The 24,518-nt window shown below is 60.9% G+C and carries 21 protein-coding genes and 1 pseudogene; 9 read left to right on the top strand and 13 right to left on the bottom strand.

Annotation, left to right across the window (positions count from 1 at the left end; all coding sequences use genetic code 11):
- The 7 genes from AC1Q5A_RS02545 to AC1Q5A_RS02515 form a co-directional block, all read left to right on the top strand.
- On the top strand, window positions 1–934 hold a 934-nt coding region (locus tag AC1Q5A_RS02545), incomplete at its 5' end, for a hypothetical protein (RefSeq protein WP_492697948.1).
- Window positions 935–1,030: 96 nt separating this feature from the next.
- On the top strand, window positions 1,031–2,026 hold the full coding sequence (locus AC1Q5A_RS02540) for a glycosyltransferase family 4 protein (RefSeq protein WP_492697946.1): 996 nt from the start codon (window positions 1,031–1,033) through the stop codon (window positions 2,024–2,026).
- A gap of 5 nt (window positions 2,027–2,031) precedes the next feature.
- The gene (locus AC1Q5A_RS02535; RefSeq protein WP_492697944.1) at window positions 2,032–3,780 is read left to right on the top strand and encodes a glycosyltransferase; all 1,749 of its coding nucleotides are present in this window, start codon (window positions 2,032–2,034) and stop codon (window positions 3,778–3,780) included.
- A gap of 76 nt (window positions 3,781–3,856) precedes the next feature.
- Entirely contained in the window at window positions 3,857–4,891 is a 1,035-nt protein-coding gene (gene gmd, locus AC1Q5A_RS02530) for a GDP-mannose 4,6-dehydratase (RefSeq protein WP_492697942.1), read from the top strand.
- 1 nt (window position 4,892) lies between these two features.
- Window positions 4,893–5,801: an NAD-dependent epimerase/dehydratase family protein gene (locus AC1Q5A_RS02525; RefSeq protein ID WP_492697940.1), complete on the top strand. Its 909-nt coding sequence runs from the start codon at window positions 4,893–4,895 to the stop codon at window positions 5,799–5,801.
- 39 nt (window positions 5,802–5,840) lie between these two features.
- A complete protein-coding gene (locus tag AC1Q5A_RS02520) occupies window positions 5,841–6,107 on the top strand; it encodes a hypothetical protein (protein WP_492697938.1) in 267 nt (88 codons plus the stop codon).
- 16 nt (window positions 6,108–6,123) lie between these two features.
- The gene (locus tag AC1Q5A_RS02515) at window positions 6,124–7,467 is read left to right on the top strand and encodes a phosphohexomutase domain-containing protein (RefSeq protein ID WP_492697936.1); all 1,344 of its coding nucleotides are present in this window, start codon (window positions 6,124–6,126) and stop codon (window positions 7,465–7,467) included.
- 47 nt (window positions 7,468–7,514) lie between these two features.
- On the opposite strand, the gene AC1Q5A_RS02510 is transcribed toward AC1Q5A_RS02515, so the two are convergent.
- The 12 genes and pseudogenes from AC1Q5A_RS02510 to AC1Q5A_RS02455 form a co-directional block, all read right to left on the bottom strand.
- Entirely contained in the window at window positions 7,515–8,114 is a 600-nt protein-coding gene (locus tag AC1Q5A_RS02510; RefSeq protein ID WP_492697934.1) for a hypothetical protein, read from the bottom strand.
- A 301-nt stretch (window positions 8,115–8,415) separates the two neighbouring features.
- A complete protein-coding gene (locus AC1Q5A_RS02505; RefSeq protein ID WP_492697932.1) occupies window positions 8,416–10,398 on the bottom strand; it encodes a hypothetical protein in 1,983 nt (660 codons plus the stop codon).
- 8 nt (window positions 10,399–10,406) lie between these two features.
- The gene (locus tag AC1Q5A_RS02500; protein ID WP_492697930.1) at window positions 10,407–11,726 is read right to left on the bottom strand and encodes an NAD(P)/FAD-dependent oxidoreductase; all 1,320 of its coding nucleotides are present in this window, start codon (window positions 11,724–11,726) and stop codon (window positions 10,407–10,409) included.
- Entirely contained in the window at window positions 11,713–12,795 is a 1,083-nt protein-coding gene (locus tag AC1Q5A_RS02495) for a lysylphosphatidylglycerol synthase transmembrane domain-containing protein (RefSeq protein WP_492697928.1), read from the bottom strand. Before AC1Q5A_RS02495 ends, AC1Q5A_RS02500 begins: the two co-directional genes overlap by 14 nt.
- A 14-nt stretch (window positions 12,796–12,809) precedes the next feature.
- On the bottom strand, window positions 12,810–13,589 hold the full coding sequence (rfbF, locus tag AC1Q5A_RS02490) for a glucose-1-phosphate cytidylyltransferase (protein WP_492697926.1): 780 nt from the start codon (window positions 13,587–13,589) through the stop codon (window positions 12,810–12,812).
- A 10-nt stretch (window positions 13,590–13,599) separates the two neighbouring features.
- Complete coding sequence (locus AC1Q5A_RS02485) at window positions 13,600–14,559, bottom strand: glycosyltransferase family 2 protein (protein ID WP_492697924.1); 960 nt, start codon at window positions 14,557–14,559, stop codon at window positions 13,600–13,602.
- Between the two features lie 9 nt (window positions 14,560–14,568).
- The gene (locus tag AC1Q5A_RS02480; protein ID WP_492697921.1) at window positions 14,569–15,504 is read right to left on the bottom strand and encodes an NAD-dependent epimerase/dehydratase family protein; all 936 of its coding nucleotides are present in this window, start codon (window positions 15,502–15,504) and stop codon (window positions 14,569–14,571) included.
- On the bottom strand, window positions 15,497–16,612 hold the full coding sequence (rfbG, locus tag AC1Q5A_RS02475) for a CDP-glucose 4,6-dehydratase (RefSeq protein WP_492697917.1): 1,116 nt from the start codon (window positions 16,610–16,612) through the stop codon (window positions 15,497–15,499). The genes AC1Q5A_RS02480 and rfbG overlap by 8 nt, the downstream gene beginning before the upstream one ends.
- A gap of 62 nt (window positions 16,613–16,674) precedes the next feature.
- Window positions 16,675–18,087 carry a mannose-1-phosphate guanylyltransferase/mannose-6-phosphate isomerase gene (locus AC1Q5A_RS02470; RefSeq protein WP_492697913.1) on the bottom strand — a complete coding sequence of 471 codons (1,413 nt, stop codon included), beginning with the start codon at window positions 18,085–18,087 and terminating at the stop codon, window positions 16,675–16,677.
- Window positions 18,088–18,250: 163 nt separating this feature from the next.
- Window positions 18,251–18,667 (bottom strand): annotated as a pseudogene (locus AC1Q5A_RS02465) (integrase core domain-containing protein); the annotation flags it as partial.
- A gap of 113 nt (window positions 18,668–18,780) precedes the next feature.
- Window positions 18,781–19,725, bottom strand: coding sequence for an electron transfer flavoprotein subunit alpha/FixB family protein (locus AC1Q5A_RS02460; RefSeq protein ID WP_492697908.1), 945 nt, complete (start codon window positions 19,723–19,725; stop codon window positions 18,781–18,783).
- A 153-nt stretch (window positions 19,726–19,878) separates the two neighbouring features.
- Window positions 19,879–20,625 carry an electron transfer flavoprotein subunit beta/FixA family protein gene (locus AC1Q5A_RS02455; RefSeq protein ID WP_492697907.1) on the bottom strand — a complete coding sequence of 249 codons (747 nt, stop codon included), beginning with the start codon at window positions 20,623–20,625 and terminating at the stop codon, window positions 19,879–19,881.
- A 231-nt stretch (window positions 20,626–20,856) separates the two neighbouring features.
- Between AC1Q5A_RS02455 and AC1Q5A_RS02450 the strand changes: the two genes are divergently transcribed.
- Entirely contained in the window at window positions 20,857–21,843 is a 987-nt protein-coding gene (locus AC1Q5A_RS02450) for a glycosyltransferase family 2 protein (RefSeq protein WP_492697903.1), read from the top strand.
- Window positions 21,836–22,774, top strand: coding sequence for a glycosyltransferase family 2 protein (locus tag AC1Q5A_RS02445; RefSeq protein ID WP_492697901.1), 939 nt, complete (start codon window positions 21,836–21,838; stop codon window positions 22,772–22,774). The genes AC1Q5A_RS02450 and AC1Q5A_RS02445 overlap by 8 nt, the downstream gene beginning before the upstream one ends.
- A 17-nt stretch (window positions 22,775–22,791) precedes the next feature.
- On the opposite strand, the gene AC1Q5A_RS02440 is transcribed toward AC1Q5A_RS02445, so the two are convergent.
- Window positions 22,792–24,405 carry an electron transfer flavoprotein-ubiquinone oxidoreductase gene (locus AC1Q5A_RS02440; RefSeq protein ID WP_492697899.1) on the bottom strand — a complete coding sequence of 538 codons (1,614 nt, stop codon included), beginning with the start codon at window positions 24,403–24,405 and terminating at the stop codon, window positions 22,792–22,794.
- Window positions 24,406–24,518: the final 113 nt, after the last annotated feature.

The raw sequence follows: 24,518 nt of genomic DNA, 5'->3' as shown, positions 1-24,518 counted from the left end.
ACGAGTGACGCGCTGGGCACACGAACTGGAGGCGAAGCTGGCGCAGGCCGAGGCGTCTGCCATCGCCGCGCAGGCCGGCTCGGCCGAACAGCTGGAGACGCAGCATCAGGATCTGCTGAAGCTGGATGCAGCGCTGCAGGAAGCGCAGGCCAGTCAGTCCGCGGTCGTGGCGGATCGCGACGAAGTGACGCGCTGGGCATACGAACTGGAGGCGAAGCTGGCGCAGGCCGAGGCCTCCATGTACCAGAGTAATCTGCAGTTGGCAGATGCGTTCGAGCAACTTGGATGGATAAAGGACGAGCGTCGAGTGGCGGATACAGAACTTCTCGGATTGCATGCGCAAGTGGGTGATCTGTTGGCGCAGCTGGGCGATGCCAGTCATGCCAGTGCACAGGACGCAAAAACCATCGCCAGCTTGAATGACGAGATTGCTCAATGGAAGGAACAACAGGCAGGCTTGCGGGAACAGTCGAAGAATCTGCAGTCACGTTACGAGGAGGCATTGAATGATAATGATCATCTGCGTCGCGCCAGACAGGGTCTCATGGAAGAAGTCAGCCGGAAGGCGCAGGAAATAGCGTTGACGGAGCGAGAGGCTGCCGCCGTCGCGCAACTGCTTGCGGCCAGGATTGCGGAGGTCGAGCGGTTGTACCGGAGCAGAAGTTGGCGCCTGACGAGCCCGTTGCGGCGGGTGTCTGGCCTGCTGGGCGCATTTCGGCGTCGCGGTGTTTCGGGTACGATCGGGCTCATTGCGTTGCGTCATTCAAGCAGTGCAGGCCGTGAAAAGATGGATTCCTGCGCAGATGGCAAGAGTTCGCTTCCGAAGACCACTCCAACGATCCAGGACGTGCTGTTGAGCAAGCATATCGAGGCACTGGAGGGGGTGCGCCGGAAAATCCGACAGCGCCTTGATGACGATCATAAAGGACGCTAGTCGCTGGGGTGGCCAATCATGGAAAGTGGGGCAAAGGTGAAGCGAATTGCAGTACTTGGTGTACAGGTTCCGTTCGTGCGTGGCGGAGCCGAATATTTGAACGAGGAACTCGTTCGGCAAATAAATCTGTGGGGAAGCAAGAAAGGGGTACAGGCTGAATTGATCCAGCTGCCCTACAAGTGGTACCCCGAAACCCAGATTCTGCAGGATCAGCTGGCCTGGCGTCTGCTGGATATATCCGAATCCAATGGCGTGAAGATTGATCTGGCGATAGCCACCAAATTTCCCAGCTATGCCTCGTCGCATCCGAATATGGCCCTGTGGCTGGTTCATCAGCACAGGGTGCTTTATGACCTCCAGGGGACCTCCTACGATTTCCCTGAGCTGACTGCCGAGCAGCATTCGGTTCGGGATGCGTTGCGTGGGATCGACCGGAGAATGCTTGCCGACATTGATCCGCGATTTACCATTTCGCATACCGTGTCGGATCGGTTGGAAAAGTTCTGCGGTCTCACATCCGAGGTGCTTTACCCGCCGTCACGGCTTGCTCCGCTGATCTACCCGGGTGAATACGGGGACTACATCCTTTATTTCGGGAGGCTTGAAACCATCAAGCGACCGGATCTCCTGATCGACGCCATTGCCCGCTGCTCGTCGGGGCGCGCTGTGATCGTGGGCACCGGAGGACAGGCAAGCGCGTTGCAGGCGAAAGTGAATCAACTTGGGCTGAGTGCCCGGGTTGATCTGAAGGGTTTCGTCAGCGACGACGAGCTGCTTTCTCTGATTGCAGGGGCCAGGGCGGTCTTTTACGCGCCGGTGGATGAGGATTTCGGCTTTGCGACCATCGAGGCATTCCGTGCGCATAAGCCGGTTATCACTTGCCGGGACAGCGGCGAGGTCGAAAGAATCGTAACCACTACTGGTAGCGGCTGGGTAGCCGAGCCGGATGCGCAATCAGTCGCCAATGCGCTGGAAATATGTTTTGGTACCTCCACGGAGCAACTGAAGCACATCGCTGGCGCAGGGTGCGAGCTGGAGCGCCGGATCACCTGGGACGGCGTGATCGGAAATCTTGTCGAGCCAAGATTGTAATGGGCATGCGAATTGCCATGGTCGGCCCCTGGCCGCCCGAAACCAGCGGAATTGCCGACTACGCGGCCGATCTTGCGGGCCAGCTCGAAATGCGTGGCGTCAGGGTGACGCGTGTAAATAAAGCCGACGGCATGGCGGCAGACTCCGCGCTATTGGAGTCGCATGATTTGGTGGTCTACCAGATGGGCAACCATGCGTCCCATCATGCGTGGATGCTGCCGTTGATGGCACAGGTTCCAGGCGTCATACATCTGCACGACATGGTATTACATCATCTCGTGGCGATTGCATTGGATTGTCAAGGGTGTCTGACACCAGAGAGTTACGCGCAGACCCTGCGCGGGTGGTATCCACCGCGGGTACGAAACTTTGCAGTTGCCGCCCTCGAGGGTGGTTTGCCGGTGTGGGCCCAGGAATCGGTGGTCTCGATGCCGCTGTTCGAACCGGTCGTGCGCGCGGCCACAGGTGTCATCGTGCATTCCGAGTTCGCGGCAAAGGCACTGCGTGCAAGCTTTCCATATATACCCGTTCATGTCGTGCCTCAGCGCTACACGATAAGCGGCGAGAGACGGCAGCGGAGCCTGCTCAGCACCATCTGCATCATGGGCAGTGGCGAGAAGAACCGGCGGTTTGACTGGATCGCTGATGCACTTGAACAGGTCAATGATGAATTGCAACACCCGCTGACGGTGGAAGTTGCCGGGCAGTTGAATCCGGCCGTCGAGCAGGACATCGAACGAATCGCGAAACTCGGAAATATCCGACTCAACCTGCTTGGGCGGGTGGATGACAGATTGTTTGACTCCGTATTTTCAAGAGCAGATGTGTTGATCGCGTTCCGGCATCCCACCATGGGAGAAACTTCGGCGATCGTTTCCAAGGCACTGCAGTACGGACTTCCGGCCGTGGTGTCGGATCAGGGGTGGTATGCAGAACTGCCGTCCTGCGTGCACAAGATCGAGACCAGCGGCAATGCGCCGATGGCGCTGTCGAAATTCCTCCTGGGCCATTTGGGTCGTCCCGATACATTCGCTGCATGGGCTGCCGAATGTCACGCCATGGCGGAGTATCTGGAGTCAGGTGCCAGGCAGGCGGCCCGGATGTATGCGGGAATTCTTGCGGAAGCAGCGGCTGTTGCCCGGTTACGCTCACGGGTGGCCGATCATCTGGTCGCATGGAAATTCGACCCCGACGGCATCCTGGCGGGATGTGTGGCGGGCATTGATGTGCAATGCGGTTTTCCCGCGCGTGCCGAACTGGGGTTGGCCATGTCTGCGGCGAACCGCGATGCCCACCCAAACTGGGATGAGGACGAAACCCTTGCTCCGAGCGAACCCCTGCCCGATAGTGGTTTCCGGTGTCGCCTGGAAGTGGATATGGAGAGTCGGTCGACAGCACGAAAGGAAGTGCTGGAACTCCAGGTTCGTATCGATAATCTATCCGATGTGCCTTACACCAGTCCAAGACCTTCACAGCCGCCGGACTTCGGGATTTTCATCGGTTACCATTGGCATAAAAAGGGCGAAAGTACCGCGCTCGACGAGAATCCGCGGACTCGCCTCGTAGAACAGGTCGCGCCGCAAGGCTCATCCAGCCAGACGATGCGGGTCAAGGTTCCGGAAGAGGCGGGTGATTACGATCTCATCATCGATCTGGTTCAGGAGCAGGTCGCCTGGTTTCGCCACAAGGAGGGCATTCCGGCTGTTCTGGCCGTGAGCGTTGATGCCGACCAGATTTTCATCTGTCCGGCTTGATCACCATCAATGTTCCGCTCAGCAAGACTTTCCGCAAGACAATCGACGATGCAAACATAAAAGGGTATCGGAAACTGTGAAGACTGCACTCATTACGGGAATCACCGGGCAGGATGGCGCCTATCTCGCGCAGTTGCTGCTGGGGAAAGGCTACCGCGTGTATGGCACCTATCGCCGCACCAGCTCAGTCAACTTCTGGCGTATCGAGGAGTTGGGGATCGATCAGCATCCCAATCTCTCGCTGGTCGAATACGATCTTACCGATCTGGGTTCGAGCATCCGGCTTTTGGAAGGTACGGAAGTCTCCGAGGTGTACAACCTTGCCGCGCAGAGCTTCGTGGGCGTCTCGTTTGATCAGCCGATTACCACGGGCCATATCACCGGTATTGGCGCCGTGCACATGCTCGAGGCTATTCGCACGGTGAATCGCAACATCCGCTTTTACCAGGCCTCGACATCGGAGATGTTCGGCAAGGTACAAGCCGTGCCCCAGAGCGAAACCACACCGTTCTACCCGCGCAGCCCCTATGGCGTGGCCAAGCTCTATGCGCACTGGATGACCGTCAACTACCGTGAGTCGTATGACATCTTCGGCAGCAGCGGCATCCTGTTTAATCACGAATCGCCGTTGCGTGGCCGCGAGTTCGTCACCCGCAAGATCACCGACGCCGTGGCCAAGATCAAGCTGGGCAAGCTCAATGTGCTGGAACTGGGCAACCTCGATGCCAAGCGTGACTGGGGTTTCGCCAGGGAATATGTCGAAGGCATGTGGCGCATGTTGCAGGTGGATGAGCCGGATACCTACGTGTTGGCGACTAACCGGACCGAGACGGTGCGCGATTTCGTCACCATGGCATTCAAGGCGGCGGGTACCGCGATCGAATGGCGCGGCAGCGGTGAGGATGAGCGAGGTATCGATGCTGGCAACGGTCGCGAGCTGGTGCGCATCAACCCGCGTTTCTATCGGCCCGCCGAGGTGGAGCTTTTGATCGGCGATGCTTCCAAGGCGCGTGAAAAGCTTGGCTGGGAGGCGAAGACCTCACTGGAAGACTTGTGCCGCATGATGGTTGAGGCCGATCTCGTTCGTAACGAGCGTGGCGCCTCGTTCTGACATGACCAGACCGCGTGCGTTACTGACTGGTCGCAGCGGATTCACGGGTCACTATGTGGCTCGCGAACTGACACAGGCGGGTTACGAGGTGGTTGGCCTTTCGAATCATGGCGGGCATGACGAGTCCGGTTCGATCAAGGTCAACCTGCTTGATCGCGAGGCCGTGCATCAGGCTGTGGCCTCCGTGAGACCGGACGTGGTGTTGCATCTGGCTGCCATCGCATTTGTCGCACACGGCGATGTCGATGAAATGTATCGGGTCAACGTGGTGGGTACGCGCAACCTGCTTGATGCCCTGGCTTCCGCAGAACACAAGCCCGGCCTGGTGGTACTTGCCAGTAGCGCCAATGTCTACGGCAATGCGGATGTCGAGCCGATCATCGAAGACACGCCACCGGCACCGGCCAACGACTACGCGGTCAGCAAGCTCGCCATGGAGCATATGGCGCGACTGTGGATGGACAAGCTGCCCATCGTCATCACCCGACCCTTCAATTACACCGGCGTCGGGCAGTCCGAGCAATTCCTGATTCCCAAGATCGTTGCCCACTTCCGGCGTGGCGCGCGGGTGATCGAACTCGGCAACGTGGAGGTGGCACGGGACTTCAGCGATGTGCGTGATGTGGCCAAGGCCTATGCGGCGATCGTGAAAGCCGCACCGACGGGCGAAATCCTGAATATCTGTTCCGGCGTTGGTTACTCACTGGGGGATGTGCTCGACATGATGGCCGAGATTGCCGGTTACCGGATCGAGGTGCGCGTCAACCCGGCTTTCGTACGCAGCAACGATGTGGCTCGGCTGGTCGGGTCCCATTCCAGATTGACGGAGCGAACGGGTTGGCGCGGGCAATACAGCTTGCCGCGGACGCTGGCATGGCAATACCTGAATGAGCCTGCGTCAGCGCGGTAACGGGGGAGAGCATGAATAGATGTCGACGGAATACCTGCATTGAAAGTTGCCGTGAACCATCCGGATCCACAGGTGGCGTCCGATCTTCCCGCGTCGGAAGATCGGTTGCGAGCTGGCGGCAAGCTCAAAGTGCACTTCGTCTTTCCCGATACTGTTTCTCCGCAGTCGCTGGGCGCGGGGACCGATGCGAGGCGGTTGTCACTTGCACTTCTCAGTGTGCAGGCCGACCCGCTGGCAGTTGCGCCGATCAGCAAGCCGCCCGCAGCCAATGTTCTGCGATCCAGCGCAAGGGCTCCCGTGATGTGAAGGAATATGCCATCCCATGAAGTGTTTCAAAGCCTACGATATCCGCGGCCGCGTGCCTGACGAATTGAATGAAGACGTCGCCTACCGTATAGGGCGTGCGTTCGCACAAGTCATTCATCCCGGTGAAGTGGTGCTTGGGCGCGATGTGCGACGGGACAGCCCGGTTCTGGCGGCTGCGGTGGCCCGAGGTTTGAACGATGCCGGTGTCTCGGTCATCGACATTGGTCTGTGCGGCACCGAGGAAGTCTATTTCCAGACCGCACACCGCGGTTCGGGTGGCGGAATCATGGTCACGGCCAGCCACAATCCGATGGACTACAACGGCATGAAGCTGGTGCGCGAAGGTTCGCGGCCCATCAGCGGCGATACGGGTTTGAAGGACATCGAGTCGCTGGTGGAGTCAGCTGCATTCACACCGGCGGTCGTTACCCACGGCGCAATTCGTGCCGACGCCGATAAATCAGCCTATGTGGATCACCTGCTGAGCTACGTCGACCGCACCGTGCTCCGCCCGTTGAAGATCGTCGTCAATGCCGGCAATGGTGGTGCAGGCCTGGTCATCGACGAACTGGCTGCGCATCTCCCATTCGAGTTCATACGCATTCACCATGAACCGGATGGCACATTTCCGCATGGCATACCCAACCCGCTACTGCCGGAAAACCGCGCTGCTACAGCCGAAGCCGTCCGTGCGCACGGTGCCGATTTCGGCATTGCGTGGGATGGCGATTTCGACCGCTGTTTCTTTTTCGACGCCGAAGGCCAGTTCATCGAAGGCTACTATCTGGTCGGTTTGCTCGCGGCACAGCTGCTGGAGAAAAATCCCGGCGGCAGGATCATTCATGATCCCCGTCTTTCCTGGAACACCATCGACATGGTGAAGGCTGCCGGCGGCGTGCCGGTGATGAGCAAGACCGGCCATGCCTTCATCAAGGAACGCATGCGCAAGGAAGACGCCGTCTATGGCGGTGAGATGAGTGCGCATCACTACTTCCGCGACTTTGCCTATTGCGATACCGGCATGGTTCCGTGGTTGTTGATCACCGAACGTATCAGCATTACCGGCGTGCCGCTGGCCCGGATGGTGGAACAGCGCGTTGCGGCTTACCCGTGCAGTGGCGAGATCAACTTCAAGGTGGCTGATGCGAGTGCCGTAGTGCAACGCCTGCATGATCGTTATGCCCCAGCAGCGCTGGTGGAGGATCGCACCGACGGCCTCAGTCTGGAGTTCGCCCAGTGGCGCTTCAACGTGCGGTCGTCAAACACCGAGCCGCTGCTGCGGCTGAATATAGAAACCCGCGGCGATCGGGAGTTGCTGGCGATGAAGACCGCGGAACTCCAAGAGGCGATTATTGCCTGATGCTGGGGCGGGGAGGGTGGCAATCCACCCTCACCACCGTCGTAATATCAGTGCGTTGCGGGGAGCGTGGCCAGTGGCTTGCCTGCCGCATCGCAGACCTTGCCTGCAGTCGCGTCGCTGCAACTGCTGAATGGGCCGACCGTCAGTGGCTTGGTGCCCCAGGCATCAAACCAGGCAATGCCTTCCTGCACCGGCAGGATCTGTGCGCTCTTGTTCAATACCTGGGCGGTCGGCAGAAGAATGGTGGCGGTCGCCTGGGCCCCGGGAGCAATGTCCGGAATCGACGCGCGCGCCAGGTCCATGATGACGACCTTTCCGTCCGGGTTCACGCCATGCGCACCGAGATGCACGATATTGGCGCTGCCCTGGGAACTGAGCGTGACCTTGCCCGCGTTGGCCAGGTTCACGCTGACAGCGATGTTCTGCCCATCGGCGGAAAGCTCGGGTGCCCCTTGCAGCGTGAGCGTCACATTGATCTGGTCAGCTGAAAACCCTTTCGCCGGCGCGGCCTGAGTGCCGGCGGCGGCTGTTGGCTGGGCCGAAGACGGGGCTTGCTGGTCAGTGGCTCCAGGGTTCGAATTGCAAGCGCCGAGTACGAGGCTCGAGGCGAGCACAAGGGTGCCGAGGGTGTTTTTCAAGTAGGACATGTGGTTCCCCAGGTGTGTTGGTAGTTGCGAGGGTCATTGAGCGTGGACACCAGTAGGTGAATCAAGGCTGATTTCGAGCTGCGGTAGATCCAGTTCAACCATCAATCTTGCCGTGATAATCATGCCATCCGCATCTTACCCGGGACGCCCTGAATAAGGATGGAAGGAGCCGGCATCCTATTGGGGCGAGTCTTTGTGGTCCGGTCAGGCGGGTATGTACATGTGTCAGCATTCGATCTGGTGAACAGGTCGGTTGCGTGCGGCTGAGTCCGGGCCGTTCGGCCAGACGCAGGGTTCATTGTCATTTGAACTCAATCTTGTGAAAGAAAACCGAAATCAGGCGAGTGTCCCGCGGACTGGCTGGTTGTTCATCGGGAAATTCAAATCCAAGAGTCAGCCTTTCACCCTGGGCCGTGGAAATATCCAGGCTGATTGGGGAGGCCTGGTTTTGTGCGGTGTACGTGAATGACTGGCTCGTACCGCCATTGACCGAAACAAGCATGCGTTGGGGACCCGCCGAGACGCGCCCTTGCGCGTAGATCAATACCCGATGGGGACGGGCGACTCCCGGGCTGAAGGCACATGTGACTGAGCCTTTCGGACCGGCGCTCCAGCGACCGGCGGGTTCCGGCCCGCTGAAGCCAGTGGCCATGCCGCCGGGGAGGTATCCACTGGCAGAAAAATCGTATGTACCTTCGCATTGGGCGGAGCGGAATTTCTCCATGACGCAAGCGCCATCAAGTATGACCAGGTCATTCGCGAGAGTGTGCTTGCGGCACGCAGCAATATCCAGCGGTCGATTGCCAAGACTGGTCAGGATGCTGCCAATCTGTTGCGGATCCCCATGGCCCTCGCCCGTGATGAATTGCGCAGGAATGAATACAGGGCCTCGTGGGGTTTTTAAAATGCCTATCGAGAACAGGTAGTTGTCAGGCCAGGGGATTCCTGCAATTCCCCCGACGTAATTGCTCTTGCCGGCGATCGGCTCCAGCTCCGTCTGGCTTGCCGCTGTAATCGTGCGCTCAAGCGCTACGAGGTGCGCGGTATCCTGTACCTCGGCCTTGGACGGCGGAATGAAGCCCAGCCCCAGGCCGGCGACCACCATAAGTACCGGACTCAGGCAGCTGATTGGCGCCAGCGACCGGGCGTTATCCGGGCTTTCCCCGGAAATATTTCGGCGTGCCAGAAGAGTGCTTGCCAGCAGGCACAGCTCGATCAAGGCAAGGGTTTGCAACGCGAACGCGTATTTGCGGCATGCGTATTCAGACCCCAGCCCCCATTTGAGCAGTGCGATTTGTAGCAGGCAAAGGGCTCCCACCGAGATGCCGAGGCAAGCGAAATATTTGTAGGCGAGAAAGCGTGGATGAAGACTCGCCTTGCGTATTTTCATCCATTGCCAGGCCAGAATCAGCGATAGCGCGACGACCGTGGCAGCTACAACAGCCAATGCAAGGGTGTTGGGTATCAGTTGCAGAGGAAGTATGCCGTTGTTCTTGCTGAGTTTGCGCAACGCGGCAAATGCAGGGTCGAGGATTATGACGGCACAACCGGCAAGCAGCGTGATGCCGCCATACAACATTGTCCACAAGCGTCGTTGCCTGGCTGTCTCGACCACGTCCATGACGATCAGCAGGCCCAGGGCGCCAAACAGTTCAACCGCAGGTAGCAGGTGCGTTCTTACCAGGAAATGGATGGCGATGACGCAGAATGCGTAACGGAGCGGTGCTGAAACCCCACGACGTTCCATCAACAGCATGAGCGTGTACACCCAGGCGCATAACGCCTGGGCCACCAATTCGGCGAAGAAAAAATTGTCGATGACCTCGTCGCCGAAGAGTTCCGCGTGCAGACCAAATCGGTTCAGCGCAAGCAGAACGACAAACGACACGAAGAAAATCGCTGCAGAACGGGCGGGCAGGGTGGCCAGGGCGATGGCGAGTGCAACCCATAACGCATAGACCGATAACAGGGTGACCAGTTGCATGCCCATCAACGGGGAGTGCAGGAAGGTCCCGGCCAGCGCCGCGAGCATGTGGCTGTAGTAGGGGTAGAAATTCATCTCCCCGAGGTTGGGCGCGTATACCGGCGGGCGCCAGAATTCGGTCAGATATGAGATCAGGGCATAGTGGTGCGCCATATCCGTATTGGCGACCCACAAATGCTTGAAGCACAGGACGACAAAGACCATGCCTCCGACCAGAAGCAGCGCCTTGACCGCGGCCCTCCACGCTGGATCAATAGAGGGAAGCAGGAAAGACTCGCGCGATTCACTGGTTCGGGACATGGCCTGCCTCAGAGCTTGCTATGGATCAGTGTGGCGATTTCTTCACCTTCACGAATGGCGTAATTGGTACCGCGGTCTTCCGGATAGATCTGCGCCATGGTCGATACCCATGCGTTGTCATAAGGCGTTTCCCGGCCCGGTACGTAGCTTGAGTAATCGCGTTCGGTGACCGGCTGTGCATAGTCCGCGCGCCAGATCCGGTAATCGGCAAGCCAGCTGCGGTCAAAGTCGGGGAACATACGCGTCAGGTGTTGCAGTGCGAAGTCCAGGTACTGCTCGTCGGTGTACGTCCAGACAGGGTCCTCGACGGCAAGGTAGCGCGACAGGAAAACGATGTGCTTGCCGTTGTAATGCTCCGACTTGTCCAGATTGGTGTGCTCGATGACGCCGACAAAGGGAAATCCGGGATCATTGACGTTCAACCAGTAGGTACTTGACAGGCTGCGGTTCAATTCGAGTACGAGACAGATATTGCCGAGGTAGCGTACGCGTTGTAGTGCCGCGGTCCATGCGGGATCAGCTTCGGCGAATATTTTTGCGGTTATCGGAAGTGCCGGAGTGAACAGGAATTGGCGGCCATGGACTGTTCCCTCGCTGGTTTCCAGCGTGGCTACCTTGCCGCTGTCCAGACTTGCATGGGTGGCCTTGACTCCATACCGGATCTCCCCGCCAAGTCGCACGATCTCGTCGGCCATGGCTTGCGCCAGGGCACCGAAGCCGCCACGGAAGTACGCCAGTTGCTCGCCACCTTTGGAGTCGCGGGTGCTGCCCCGCAGTACAAGTTTTTTCCAGAACCACACGGCATTGACTGAATCGGCATAGACCGAGAATTTTGCGTTGATCAACGGTTCCCATACGGTGCGAAAGACTTCCTCGCCGCAAAGCGGTTCCAGCCATTCGCGAATGGTCAGATGCTCGATGGTCTTCCAGTCCTTGACCTTGCGGACCTGGAACACCAGCCAGCCCAGACGCAGCCGCCCGATCATGGAGAGTGCCGAGAACTTGAGCACGTCCAGCGGGCTGGACAATCGCCAGTGGCGTCCGTTGTAAAACATGCCGGTGCGGGACGGCAGGGTCAGAATCTTGTCCTGCAGGCCCAGGCTTTCCACGAGTTTCGGCACGTACAGGTCGTTGTTGAACCAGTGGTGATAAAACTTCTCGATCCGCACGCCGTCGCGGAATTCGAAGATTCCGGCCAGGCCACCGGGCACGTGGTCCGCTTCGACGACCAGTACCTTGCGTCCGGCCCTGGAGAGATGGAGGGCTGCCGCGAGTCCGGTAAATCCGGCGCCGACGATCACAACGTCATGAGGGTTACTGGTGGTCATGGGGATCCGATACGCTCACTGTTTCCTGAAGCTGATTTTGAGGTGCGCGCGAGATGTCACGCACATTTTGAAAAAGTCGCCTGCTCACGAGCATGGCAACCACGCCCGCCAGTGTCGTAGGGAGCCAGACGCTCAAATGGGCAAGAATGGAAAGGCTCGCCGCTTGAGCATGCGAGCCTCCGAGCATATCGACGGCAGCCGCAGCAGCCAGATGAAACGGACCGACATAACCTGGAGAGGACGGCACCAGCGTGGCAAGCGTCGCCATCGACATCAGGATCAGTCCTGCCGAGGCGCTGAGTGCGAAGCCCATGCCACCCAGCAGACAGACATAGAGGCCGAGTTCGCCGGACCAGACCAGCATGGAGAGCAAAAACAGCACCAGCAGTGTCCGTGGCCTGGACATGTCGCTGATGCGCGCGGCTAGTTTCCCTGCCACGCCGACGCCAGGTCCCAGTCGTGCAAGTCGTCCTGCAGCCATGCGCTCGGAAAACGTGTGGAGAAGCCGAGCAAGAATCGGACTGGCAAATATGATCAGAAGCAGCGCAATGCTGCCGGTTATCGACAGCATCGTCGCAATCTCATGCAGCCACTTCGGCATGACCGCGGTGCGATCGAGCGTCATGCCCAACGCCAGGCAGATCAGCAGGGTGAGCAGATCGACCAGACGCTCGAGCAACAGGCTCGCCGTTGCGGTGACGCGGCTTATGCCAAGTGCTGCGGGAAACACCAGTGCCCTGACCACATCCCCCGCACGTAACGGCAACACATTGTTGAGTGCGATCGAGCCGAGGAACGGGGCCGCGCAACCAAGGTTGGAAACCTTGCCACCCGCCGCGCGCAGCATGACCGCCCAGCGAACGATGCGCATGCTGTAACCAAAGCCCAGTGAGGCGACGCCGACGACCAGGTAGACCCAGTCGAAATGCTCCAGAGCGAGCAGGAAATCGTGCAGGCTCACGTTGTGAAAGACGAAGATGAGGCAGGCAATGGAAACGGCTATTCCGATCGATTGCCTGATCCAGCGATTGCGTGCTTTTCCGGGCGTTTCCATGGCCTCGTTATTCATCGAGGCACGAGCAGTTAGTTTCGGTTCCATACACACCACGGTCCTTCTCCGTCCTGCCAGAGTTTCTCCAACAGGCGCTTGTCGCGCAGCGTATCGCACGGCTGCCAGAAGCCATGATGGCGGAAAGCCTGGAGCTGACCATTCTTGGCCAGATTTTCCAGTGGCGCCAACTCCCAGGACGTCTCGTCTCCGGCTATGTAGTCGATGACCTTGGGCTCCAGTACAAAAAAGCCGCCATTTATCCAGCCTATCTCGTTACTGGACTTTTCCACGAAACTGGTGACGTGGCCGTTCTCCTCCATGTTCAATATGCCGAAGCGCCCTGGTGGCTGAACCGCCGCAACGGTCGCCAACTTCCCGTGGCTGCGATGGAAATTCAGTTCACTGCCGATATCGATGTCGGCGAGGCCGTCACCGTAGGTAAGGCAAAACGTTTCACCTTCCAGATACGGCTTCACACGTTTCAGCCGACCACCGGTCATGGTTTCCACGCCGGTATCGATCAGGGTGACCTTCCAGTCCTCGGCTTGCGAATTGATGATCTGGGTATCACCCGACTGCAGATCGATGTGCATGTCGGCCGTGTGGCGGTAGTAATGGGAGAAGAACTCCTTGATCACGTAGCCTTTGTAACCCAGGCAGATGATGAATTCCTTGATGCCGTGGTGGCTGTAGGTTTTCATGATGTGCCAGAGCAACGGCCGACCACCAATTTCCACCATCGGTTTTGGCTTCTGATCGGATTCTTCTGCGATGCGGGTGCCAAGCCCTCCGGCGAGTATTACGGCTTTCATGGAATATCCTTCAAAGTCTGAGTTCAGCAGGATCGAAGTTGAGACTCTCTTCGATGATGGCGACAGGTTCATGGCGCAAGATCTTGTAGATCCTCAACAGATATTCGCCGAGGATACCCAGTAGCAATGATTGAAAGCCGATGCCGAAAAGGATGAGGATGTGCACGCTGGCCAGGCCGCGCGGCAACTCTGGATGAAACAGTTTGAGGAAAAAATAATAGATCGCGCCAAGGACGCTCAGGCCGAGGATAAGCATCCCGGTGACCGAGGCAATCCGCAACGGAACCAAGGAATGGTTGAATACACCTGTCAGCCCCAATCGGATTAATTGCCCCAAGCCGAATTTGCTGGATCCGGCCTGGCGCGCGGCGCGATCGTAGGGAATGCCGCACTGGTTGAAACCCATGCTGGCGATGATGCCACGCAGATAAGGTTCAGAAGAGCGGAACTGGGTCAAGGCGGTGATCACCTTGCGGTCGAGCAGCCGGAAATCTCCGGCTTCCCGGGGAACAGGGTGCTCGCTGAGCTTGTCGATCATCCAGTAGCCGAGACGCCGGAACCTTTGCAGCAGGAAGCCCTCCGGCCGGCTGTGACGCACCCCGTAAATCACGTGAAAGCCCTGCTTCCACAGAGCAAAAAACTGTTCAAGCAGTTCGGGAGGGTCCTGGAGATCGGCATCGAGCTGCAATACGGCTGCTCCGCGCGTGTGCATGTAATTGGCGAGAATCGAGCGTTGGAAACCGAAATTTTTCGAGAATCTGACTGCTCGCACACGCGGGTCCCGTCGCGCCAGAACGGCAAGCTTCTCCCATGTGGCGTCACTGGAGTGATTGTCGGTGAAGACAAACTCCAGGTTGCAACGATCCGCCATGCGGGTGCCCAACGCCTCAAGGCGCGCATACAGCGCGTCCAGGTTCATGGCTTCGTTCAACACCGGAATGGTGATGGAAATCAGGGGCAAGTCGGGCATGTTTGTCAGTCAACGTGTATGGAGTGATTGTTCCACTGCGTCGCGCAGCCCGCGTTCAAAGCTGAAATTGGAATGCCAGCCGGTCTGTGCATGCAGTGCAGAAGGATCGCCCACCAGATACGGCGTATCGTCCGCCCGCAAAGGCAACGCACCGAATGCGAGCAGTTGTTGGGATACCTGCATGATATCGGCAACGCCGCGGGCAAACACTTCCACGCTATGCCCTTCGCCGGTGCACAGATTGAACGAGCCAGTCACCATCCTTCCATCCAGCAACGCAAGCGTGGTTTCCCACAAGCCAGAGCAGACATCGTCGATGTGAATGAAATCCCTGATCTGCTTGCCGGCGGAAAGTTCGACACGCTGGCCGCGCTCCAGTTGACTGACCAGTGAGGGCAGCAACCGGTGCCTCGCTTCACCTGGGCCATAGGCGTTGAAGATCCGCAAATTGGCGGCGGGCATATTCAACTGGTTGGCAGTGGCGAGAGCGAGCAACCCACCAGCGGCTTTGCTGGCGCCGTAAAGTTTACGGTATTCGAGCGGGGCGATTTCGGAGAGCTTCTCGTCGACCTGCGGTGGAAAGTATTCGGCGCTGCTACCTGCGATGATTACGGCGCGAGCGCCATGCCGCTGCGCCAACTGCACAATCTGTGCGGGGAGCATGGTGTTGGTCGAGATCAGACTTCCGATCTCGCGATCGGCAGGGTGTACCCCTGCGGCTGCGAGGTGGATGACGGCATCAAACGAAACTCCATGCAGAGCCGGTGAGACCGTGGAGAGTTCGAGTTCCGCGACTGTGACGTTTTCGACTCCTGCGACAGTGCATGGCCGCCGCCCAAGAGCAACAACGTTGACTCCCTCGCGATCGACCAGCCATCGAGCCAACCGCCTGCCGATGAATCCTGTTCCACCCGTAATCAGGACACGGAGGATGGTCTCAGACATGAATCTTCGCCAAGGCCTGACGCCACCGTTGAAGCTGGTCGGACGTGAGATCTCCGGCTGACATCGGATTGTTGTAGTAGTCCCGGTACCAGGCCCCGGTTTCACGGACTACCTGTGCCGTATCCCAAGGCGTTTTCCAGCCCATGACGTTACGCGCCAGCGAACTATCAAGCATCAGTGTGCCGGCTTCCGGCAGGGGATTTTCCATGTATTCAAGAGCAGGGCGATCCCACGCATCACAAAGCAGTTCGAGAACTTCTCGTACGGTATACGGGCGTGGGTCATGCGGACCGAGATTCCAGGCGCGGGCGTAGTGTTTGGGAGCCACCAGCAACCCGGAAAGAAGCATGAGGTAGCCCTGGACCAGTGCCAGTACATGCTGCCAGGGACGAATTGCGTCCGGGTAGCGCAAGGTCAGGGTGCTTCTGTGCGTCAATGCTCGGGCGAAATCGGGGACCAACCGGTCTTCCGACCAGTCGCCTCCGCCAATAATGTTGCCGCCGCGCGCAGTCGCGATGGATAGCTTGCCGTCCGTCGCGTCAGCGAAGGCATGTGTATAGCTCTGGATTACCATTTCTGCGGCGGCTTTCGATGCGCTGTACGGATCCTTGCCGCCAAGTCGGTCGTTTTCACGATAAGGCCATGGCCATTCCCGATTCTGGTAGACCTTGTCAGTGGTAATGCAGACCACGGCGCGCACGGACGGAGTAAGCCGCGCGGCTTCAAGCACATGTGCCGTACCCATCACATTGGTGGCAAAGGTGGGCACGGGTTCACGATATGAGCGTCGCACCAGCGGTTGCGCGGCCAGGTGCAACACGACCTCAGGTCGTGTCGTGGCGAAGACGTCGCGTACACGGGCATGGTCGCAGACATCGCCGATTTCCGACCGGACGTATTGATCGAGACCGAGAGCGGCAAAAAGCGACGGGTCGGTCTCCGGTTCCAGTGCAAGGCCGCTGACTTCGGCACCAATGGCATGCAGCCATTGGCATGCCCAACTGCCGGTAAATCCGGTATGGCCCGTAACCAGTACACGTTTTCCTGCGAGATGTTTCTCGAATTCGAGCAGGCCAGTCTCGGGGATTGAGGGTTTTTTCACGGGCATCAGTCCATCAGCGAGTAAGTGAGTCCAGTTCTGAACCGCGGAACCTGACAGCGTCAGATGCCTCAGGCACGCCCATAGACATCCTCAAGCCGCACGATGTCGTCCTCGCCGAGGTAGCTGCCGGACTGCACTTCGATCAGCTCCAGCGGCACTTTGCCAGGATTGCGCAGGCGGTGGATGCTGCCCAGCGGCAAATACGTGCTGTGGTTCTCGCTCAGCAGAAAAACCTCGTCGTCACGAGTCACTTCCGCGGTGCCCGACACCACGATCCAGTGTTCGGCGCGGTGGTGGTGCTTTTGCAGGCTGAGTGCAGCGCCTGGCTTGACCATGATGCGCTTCACCTGGAACCGCTCGCCCATGTCGATGGAGTCGTAGCTTCCCCACGGGCGATAGACCTTACGGTGGAACATGTGTTCCGGACGGTCGGCGGACTTCAGCTGGTCGACCAGCTTCTTCACGTCTTGCGCATGGCTGCGGGCGGCGATGAGCACCGCGTCAGGCGTGTCGACCACGACCAGATCCTCCACGCCGAGCAGCGCCACCATGCGGCGCGGCGAACTGCGCACATAAGAGTTGCTGCTGTCCAGCGCAAGCACGTCGCCCTCGAGCCGGTTGCCATCGCCATCGCGTTCGGATGCCGCCCACAGGGCAGCCCAGGAACCGATATCGCTCCACTCGCAGCTGACCGGCACCACGGCGGCGCGCCTGGTCCTTTCCATGACGGCGTAATCGATCGAGTCTTCGGGAATTCTGGCAAACGCATCTTTGTCGATGCGCACGAAATCGAGATCCGCATGCGCGCTTTCGAAGGCGGCTGCGACGCCGGCGTGCATCGTGGGTGCCTGTTGCGCGAGCTCTTCCAGCAGGCGTCCCGCCCGGAACAGGAACATGCCTGAATTCCAGTCATACGCACCCGTTTCCAGGTAGGACTCGGCGGTGGCGCGGTCGGGTTTCTCCACGAAGGCATCGACTTGATACCCAGCTCCGCTCAGTGACTGGCCGCGCCGGATATAGCCGAAACCGGTTTCTGGAGCATCCGGGCGAATGCCAAAGGTAACCAGCCAGCCATCGGCAGCCAGCGGCAGAGCCTTGCGCACGGCGTCACCAAAGCTGTCCGTATCGCCGATCAGGTGGTCAGCAGGAAGCACCAGCAAGGTCGCGTCAGGATCCCTGCTCAGGGCCTGCAGTGCGGCGAGTGCAATGGCTGGCGCGGTATTGCGGGCAACCGGCTCCAGCAGGATCGACGCATCGGAGACGCCAAGCATCTGCAACTGCTCGGCGACAAGGAAGCGGTGGTCCTCGCTGCAGACCACGATGGGGCTGGCCGCGCCGGGCAGCGTCCGTGCGCGCGTCACGGTTTGCTGGAACAGTGTCGAGTCGCCTGCGAGCGGCAGGAACTGTTTGGGAAGGTTCTTGCGCGACAGCGGCCAGAGCCGGGTGCCGCTGCCGCCACTGAGGATGACGGGGATCAACATGAGGAACTCCTTTTCAAGGTTCAAGTGGCGCAGGTTGTGCTGGCCCGGGATTGCCGGCATTCGCAGGAGCCATGCAGGTCGTCGGCAGCTGAAGCACCTGAGTGTAATGCCTTGACCTGTCGGGGGTAATCCCCCCAACTTTTAGCTGACAGCAGAAGTGGAGCTAGGCGGCGAGCGCCAGTTTCTGCATCGGCGTAATGCCGCCGAGCGTCATGTTCGGGCGCTCATGATTGCATGTTCATAACCAGCAGGTGGCCATGTCCTGCACTTGTTCGATGGAGTCGAACAAGGCTCGGCCAGCCAGGCATAACGCACGGTTCGGTTGTAGCGCTCGACGTAGGCGTTCTGCTGCGGCTTGCCGGGCGATCCGGATGCCCTGCTGCTAGGCCCAGGTCAGCAGCACACCACTGATGTACTCCGGGCCATTGTCGCAACGGATCGCCTTTGGCTTGCCGCGCCGCTCGATGATCTGCTCCAGCGCCCGGACCACGCGACCCGAGGGCAGCGACAGGTCGACCTCGATCCCCGGTCCTTCGCGGTTGAAGTCATCCAGCACGTTGAACAGCTGGAAGCTGCGCCCGCGGTGGTGACTTGATGGCGCTGCTGATTGGCCTGCTGCTGCGTGGCGGGGTGACCACCTCGGTGCATGCAGAGAACCAGGGTGGTGGATAAATATCCACCACCTTGTATCGTTCAGCCCAGAGCCGCCTCCAGCTCCGGAATGATCTTGAACAAATCCCCCACCAGGCCGAGATCGGCCACCTCGAAAATCGGCGCCTCGCCATCCTTGTTGATCGCCACGATGGTGCCGGCGTCCTTGATGCCGGTGAGGTGCTGGATGGCGCCGGAGATGCCGATGGCCATGTAGAGCTCGGGGGCGATGATCTTGCCGGTCTGGCCAACCTGCAGGTCGCTGGGCACATAGCCGGCGTCCACCGCGGCGCGCGAGGCGCCGACGGCGGCACCGATCTTGTCGGCGAACTTGAAGATGATGTCGAAGTTTTCCTTCGAACCCACGCCGCGGCCGCCGGAGACGACCCTGCTGGCGCTTTGCAGGTCGGGGCGGTCGCTGCTGCCCTGCTTCAGTTCGATGAAACGGGTGTGCGTGGGTAGTGCGGCGTCGACGGTCAATGCCTCGACTGGTGCGCTGTTGGCACCGTTCGCAGCGGCTGGCCAGGAGGCCGAACGGATCGTGGCCACGACGGTGTGCGCCGGATCGGCCTCGACCGTGATGATCGCGTTGCCGGCGTAGATCGGGCGCTTGAAGGTGTGTGCGGCTTCCACGCTCATGACGTCGCTGACCTGGGCCACGCCGAGCAGCGCGGCGACGCGCGGGGCGACGTCCTTGCCGAAAGTGGTTGAAGGCACGAACACATGGCTGTAGTCGACGGCGGCCCTGGCGATCTGCGGCGCCAGTAAGGCGGCCAGCGGGTGTGCGTTTTCGGCGCGGGCCACCGTGAGCACGCGGCTCACGCCGTCGATCTTCGCGGCTTCGGCGGCGATCGCGTCGACGCTGTCGGCGAGCACCAGCACGTCGATGGCCTCGGGCTTGACCGCGACGGCGGCGCTCACCGCGCGCGCGGTGGAGGAGTTCAGCTTGCCGCCGAGGTGTTCGGCGATGACGAGAATCTTGCTCATGGCGTTGTCTCTCTCTCTGTCTCTTGAGCCCCTCTCCCTGCGGGAGAGGGGTCGGGGTGAGGGTCCGGCGATGCGTGAATATTTCGCTTCGTCCGTGCCCTCACCCGGCCTGCGGCCACCCTCTCCCGAAGGGAGAGGGAATGAATGATGTGGTTACAGCAGTCCTTTCTGCTTCAACGCAGCGACCAGCTCGGCTGCGTCCTTCACCATCACGCCCTTGCTGCGCTTGGCCGGTGCGGCGTAGTGCGTGGTCTTCAGGTGGTCGTTCGCCTCGACGCCGAGCGAGCCGAACTCGATCGTGTCGATCGGCTTGCTCTTGGCCTTCATGATGTCGGGCAGCTTGATGAAGCGCGGCTCGTTGAGGCGCAGGTCGGTGGTGATCACGGCGGGCAGCTCGGCCTCGATCACTTCCAGGCCGGCGTCGATCTCGCGTGTCACCGTGGCCTTGCCATCGGCGATCGCCACCTTGCTGGCGAAGGTAGCCTGCGGGCGGTCCCACAGCGCGGCCAGCATCTGGCCGGTCTGGTTGGCATCGTCGTCGATGGCTTGCTTGCCGAGGATCACCAGGCCGGGCTGTTCCTTCTCGATCAGCTTGAGGAACACGCGGGCGGCGGTCAGCGGTTGCACGGCGTCGCTGGTGACCACGTGGATGGCGCGATTGGCGCCCATCGCCAGGCCGTTGCGCAGGTGCGCGGTGAGATCGACTGGGCCGATGCCGACCACGAGCACTTCCTCGGCCACGCCTTTCTCGCGCAGTCGCAGCGCCTCTTCCAGTGCGATGTCGTCGAACGGGTTGGCGGACAGCTTGACGCCGTCGGTGACCACGCCGCTGCCGTCGGGCTTGACCTGGATGCGCACGTTGTAGTCCACGACGCGCTTGTAGCCGACCAGAATTTTCATCGATGATTCCTTCTGCGGGCGCCTGCCGGACGCCATGCGGTAATGAGACAAGTACCCATTCTAACCCGAGTGGGGGCCGGATCCGCGGCGCCCCGAATTCGGCGGGTGTCCGGTACGGCCATCCGTTCCGGTATGATGCAGCGGCACCGGCAGGCCCGGCACGTGGCGGTAACGACGGTGCCCTGGCGGCCGCTTGGCTTGGGCCAGGGCTGCCTGCAATAACGGGTGATCATGACGCGACCGCGCCTTTCCATCGTGCTTTGTACCTACAACGGAGCTGCCTATCTGCAGCCGCAGCTGGACAGCCTGCTGGCGCAGACTCGCCTGCCCGACGAGATCGTGATCGGCGATGACGGCTCGACCGATGCCGGCATGGACATCCTGCAGGCGTTCGCACGGCGTGCGCGCGAGGCCGGCATCGCGGTGCAGTTGCGTTGCAACCGGGAGAATCTCGGTTATGTCGACAATTTTTCCGCGGGTCTGAGCACAGCGGCGGGCGAGCTGCTGTTTCTCTGCGACCAGGATGATGTGTGGCATGCCGACAAGCTGGCGCGGATGGCCGACCGATTCGAGCAGGATCCGTCGCTGTTGCTGCTGCACAGCGATGCGCGGCTGGTGGATGCACAGGGCCATTCGCTGCAATGCTCGCTGTTCGATGCGCTGCAGTTGACGCCGCGGGAGAAGCAGACGATCCATGCCGGCCATGCGTTCGAGGTGGTGCTGAGGCGCAGTTTCGTGACCGGTGCCACCGCGGCATTGCGACGCAGGCTAGTCGACTTGGCGCTGCCGGTGGAAACAGGCTGGGTCCACGATGAATGGCTGACTGCAGTGGCGGCGGCGGTCGGCAGGGTCGACTTTGTCGACGAGCCGCTGATCGATTACCGCCAGCATGGTGCCAACCAGATCGGCATGCGCAGGCGCACGCTGGCGATGAAGTGGCGGGACCTGCTGCTGCCGCGTGGCCGCCTGTTGTCCGACGAGGCGCTGCGCCTGCGGCGACTTGAGGCATTTCTGGCCCGGAGTGAATTCCGCGGCAGCGTCGAACGTGTCGCGCAGGTGCACCACAAGTCCAGCCATTTCGATCGGCGCGTGGCGATCGGCCGCCTGCCACGGCTGCGGCGCCTGCCGGCGATCGTGCGGGAGGCGCGCAGCGGCTGCTATCGCCGCTATGGCACCGGCGGTCGCTCGATGTTGCGGGACTTGCTGCGACATGACTGAGACTTCCGTCAGCGACATCTGTGCGGTGATCGTCAGCTATCAGCCCGATCCGGCGGCGATCGCCGATCTGCTCGAGAGGGTGATACCGCAGGTCGGCGCCGTGGCGCTGGTCGACAATGCCAGCGACGGCGGCTGGCAGGCGGCGATTGGTGCACGGTTGGCCGCCCATGGCGGGGCGTTGCTGGATCAGCCGCGCAACATCGGACTGGCCGCGGCGCAGAATGTCGGCATTGACTATGCACGCGCGCGCGGCTTTCGCCATGTGCTGCTGTTGGACCAGGACAGCCGGCCGGGCGCCGGCATGGTGGCTGCCCTGTTGCGGGCGCTGCAGGTGCTGTCCGCGACAGGCAGGGTCGCTGCGGTGGGGCCGCGTTTCCATGACCTGCGCGAGCATCGTGATGCGCCCTTCGTGCGAGTGGCTTTCCCGTTGAACCGCAAGCTGTGGTGCGACGCCGATACGCCGTCCATCGCATGCGATTTCCTGATCAGCTCGGGCGCGCTGATACCGCTGGTCGTGCTCGACGAGGTTGGCCCGATGGATGCGGGCCTGTTCATCGACAATGTGGATCTGGAATGGAGTTTCCGCGCACGGGCGCGGGGCTACACGCTGCATGGCGTGTGCGCGGCGACCATGCATCACCGTCTCGGCGACGCCCGTCGTGCGCTGCCGTTCGGTCGCCGGCAGATCGTGGTGCACGGTCCGCTACGGCTGTATTACATGATGCGCAATCGCCTGCTGCTGTACCGATTGCCGCATACGCCACGGACATGGATTGCACAGGATCTGCCGCGCGTGCTGGCCAAGCTGTTCCTGTTCGGCGTGTTGGTCGGCCCGCGCCTGAGCAACCTGCGCTGCATGCTGCAAGGCTTGCGTGACGGCCTGCTTGGCCGGCGTGGACAGTGCCCGGACGAGCTGCCCGGGCGCGACTGAATGTCGGCTGCTACGTTTTACAGGTTCTGATAATTCGGCCCCGAGCCGCCCTCCGGCGTGACCCAGGTGATGATCTCGTACGGGTCCTTGATGTCGCAGGTCTTGCAGTGCACGCAGTTGGCCGCGTTGACCTGCAGGCGTTTGCCGTGACGGGCGCTGGTGTCTTCCACCATTTCGTAGACCGCGGCCGGGCAGAAGCGGGTGCAGGGGTTGTCGTATTCCTCGACGCACTTGGTGGCGCAGATGTCGGTATCGGCCACGTGCAGGTGGACGGGCTGGTCCTCGTCGTGCTCGGTGGCGGCGAAGTAGACGCCGGCCAGGCGATCGCGTGGGGGCAGCGGGCGCTGTACGTAGTCGCGCTTGGGCTCCTCCTGCTGGCCGAGCTTGTGCAGGCTGGACCAGTCGGCCTTGTTCTTCAGCGTCCACGGCGACAGCCCGCCGGTGACGGTTTCCCAGGCGGCGTTGAGCATGCCGAACCACAGGCCCTTCTTGAACGCGGGCTTGATATTGCGCACCTTCTTCAGCTCGGCCATCGCGTCCGAGTCGCGCAGCTTCGCGTCGAAGCCGGCCGGGTCCAGGCCGTTCGCGGCCAGGTGCTCGGCGGCCAGCATGCCGCTCCTGATCGCCTGGTGCGTGCCTTTCACCTTCGGCACGTTGAGCAGGCCGGCGGTGTCGCCGATCAGCAGCGCGCCGGGCATCTCGCACCTGGGCAGCGACTGCCAGCCGCCGGTGACGATGGCGCGCGCGCCGGCGGAAAGGATGCTGCCGCCTTCCAGCAGCGGCTGGTTCATCGGGTGGTTCTTCCACTGCTGGAACGCTTCCCACGGCTGGTACGCCGGGTCGCTGTAGTCGAGCCCGCTGACGTAGCCGAGCGCGATGCGGTCCTGGTCCAGGTGGTACATGAAGCTGCCGCCATAGGTATGCGTGTCGGCGGGCCAGCCGAAGCTGTGCACGATCTTGCCCGGGGTGACGCGGCCGGGCGGCAGCTGCCACAGCTCCTTGATGCCGATGGAATAACCCTGCGGTTCGCTGTCCTTGTCCAGCGCGAAGCGTTTGATCAATTGCTTGGTGAGGCTGCCGCGCGCGCCCTCGGCCAGCACGGTGACCCTGGCCTTGATGTCGATGCCCTGGGTGTAGCCGCTCTTGTGCGTGCTGTCCTTCGCCACGCCCATGTCGCCGATGCGCACGCCGGCGACCGAACCGTCCTCGTTATAGATGTTGTCGGCGGCGGCGAAGCCGGGGAACACGTCCACGCCCAGCGCCTCGGCCTGCGGCGCCAGCCACGCGCACATGGCGCCCAGCGAGACGATGAAGTTGCCGTGGTTGCGCATGCCCGGCGGCACCACCGGCAGCTTGCGCCCGCCGGTTTTCGACAGCAGCCAGAACTCGTCCTCGCCGGCGGGCACGCAAATAGGTGGTGGCCGGTCGCGCCAGCCCGGCAGCAGCGCGTCCAGCGGCTGCGGCTCGATCACCGCGCCGGAGAGGATCTGCGCGCCGACGGTCGAGGCCTTCTCGATCACGCACACGCTCGCTTCAGGCTTGATCTGCTTCAGGCGGATCGCGAACGACAGGCCGGCCGGGCCGGCGCCGACCACGACGACGTCGTATTCCATGGTTTCGCGTTCGCTCATGGCGGAATTCCTGATACGGGTGAAGGGGCGGGTGTTTGCCGTGCCTGCGGGTATGGACCCAGGCCGCCATTGTCCGTTTTCGGGCGGCGGGCGGCAACGCGTGCTGCGCTACC

It is taken from the genome of Rhodanobacter sp. GW835-FHT13D09 (assembly GCF_058793995.1).
The sequence above is the reverse complement of the archived record's forward strand: the minus strand, read 5'-3'. Positions and strand labels throughout refer to the sequence as shown.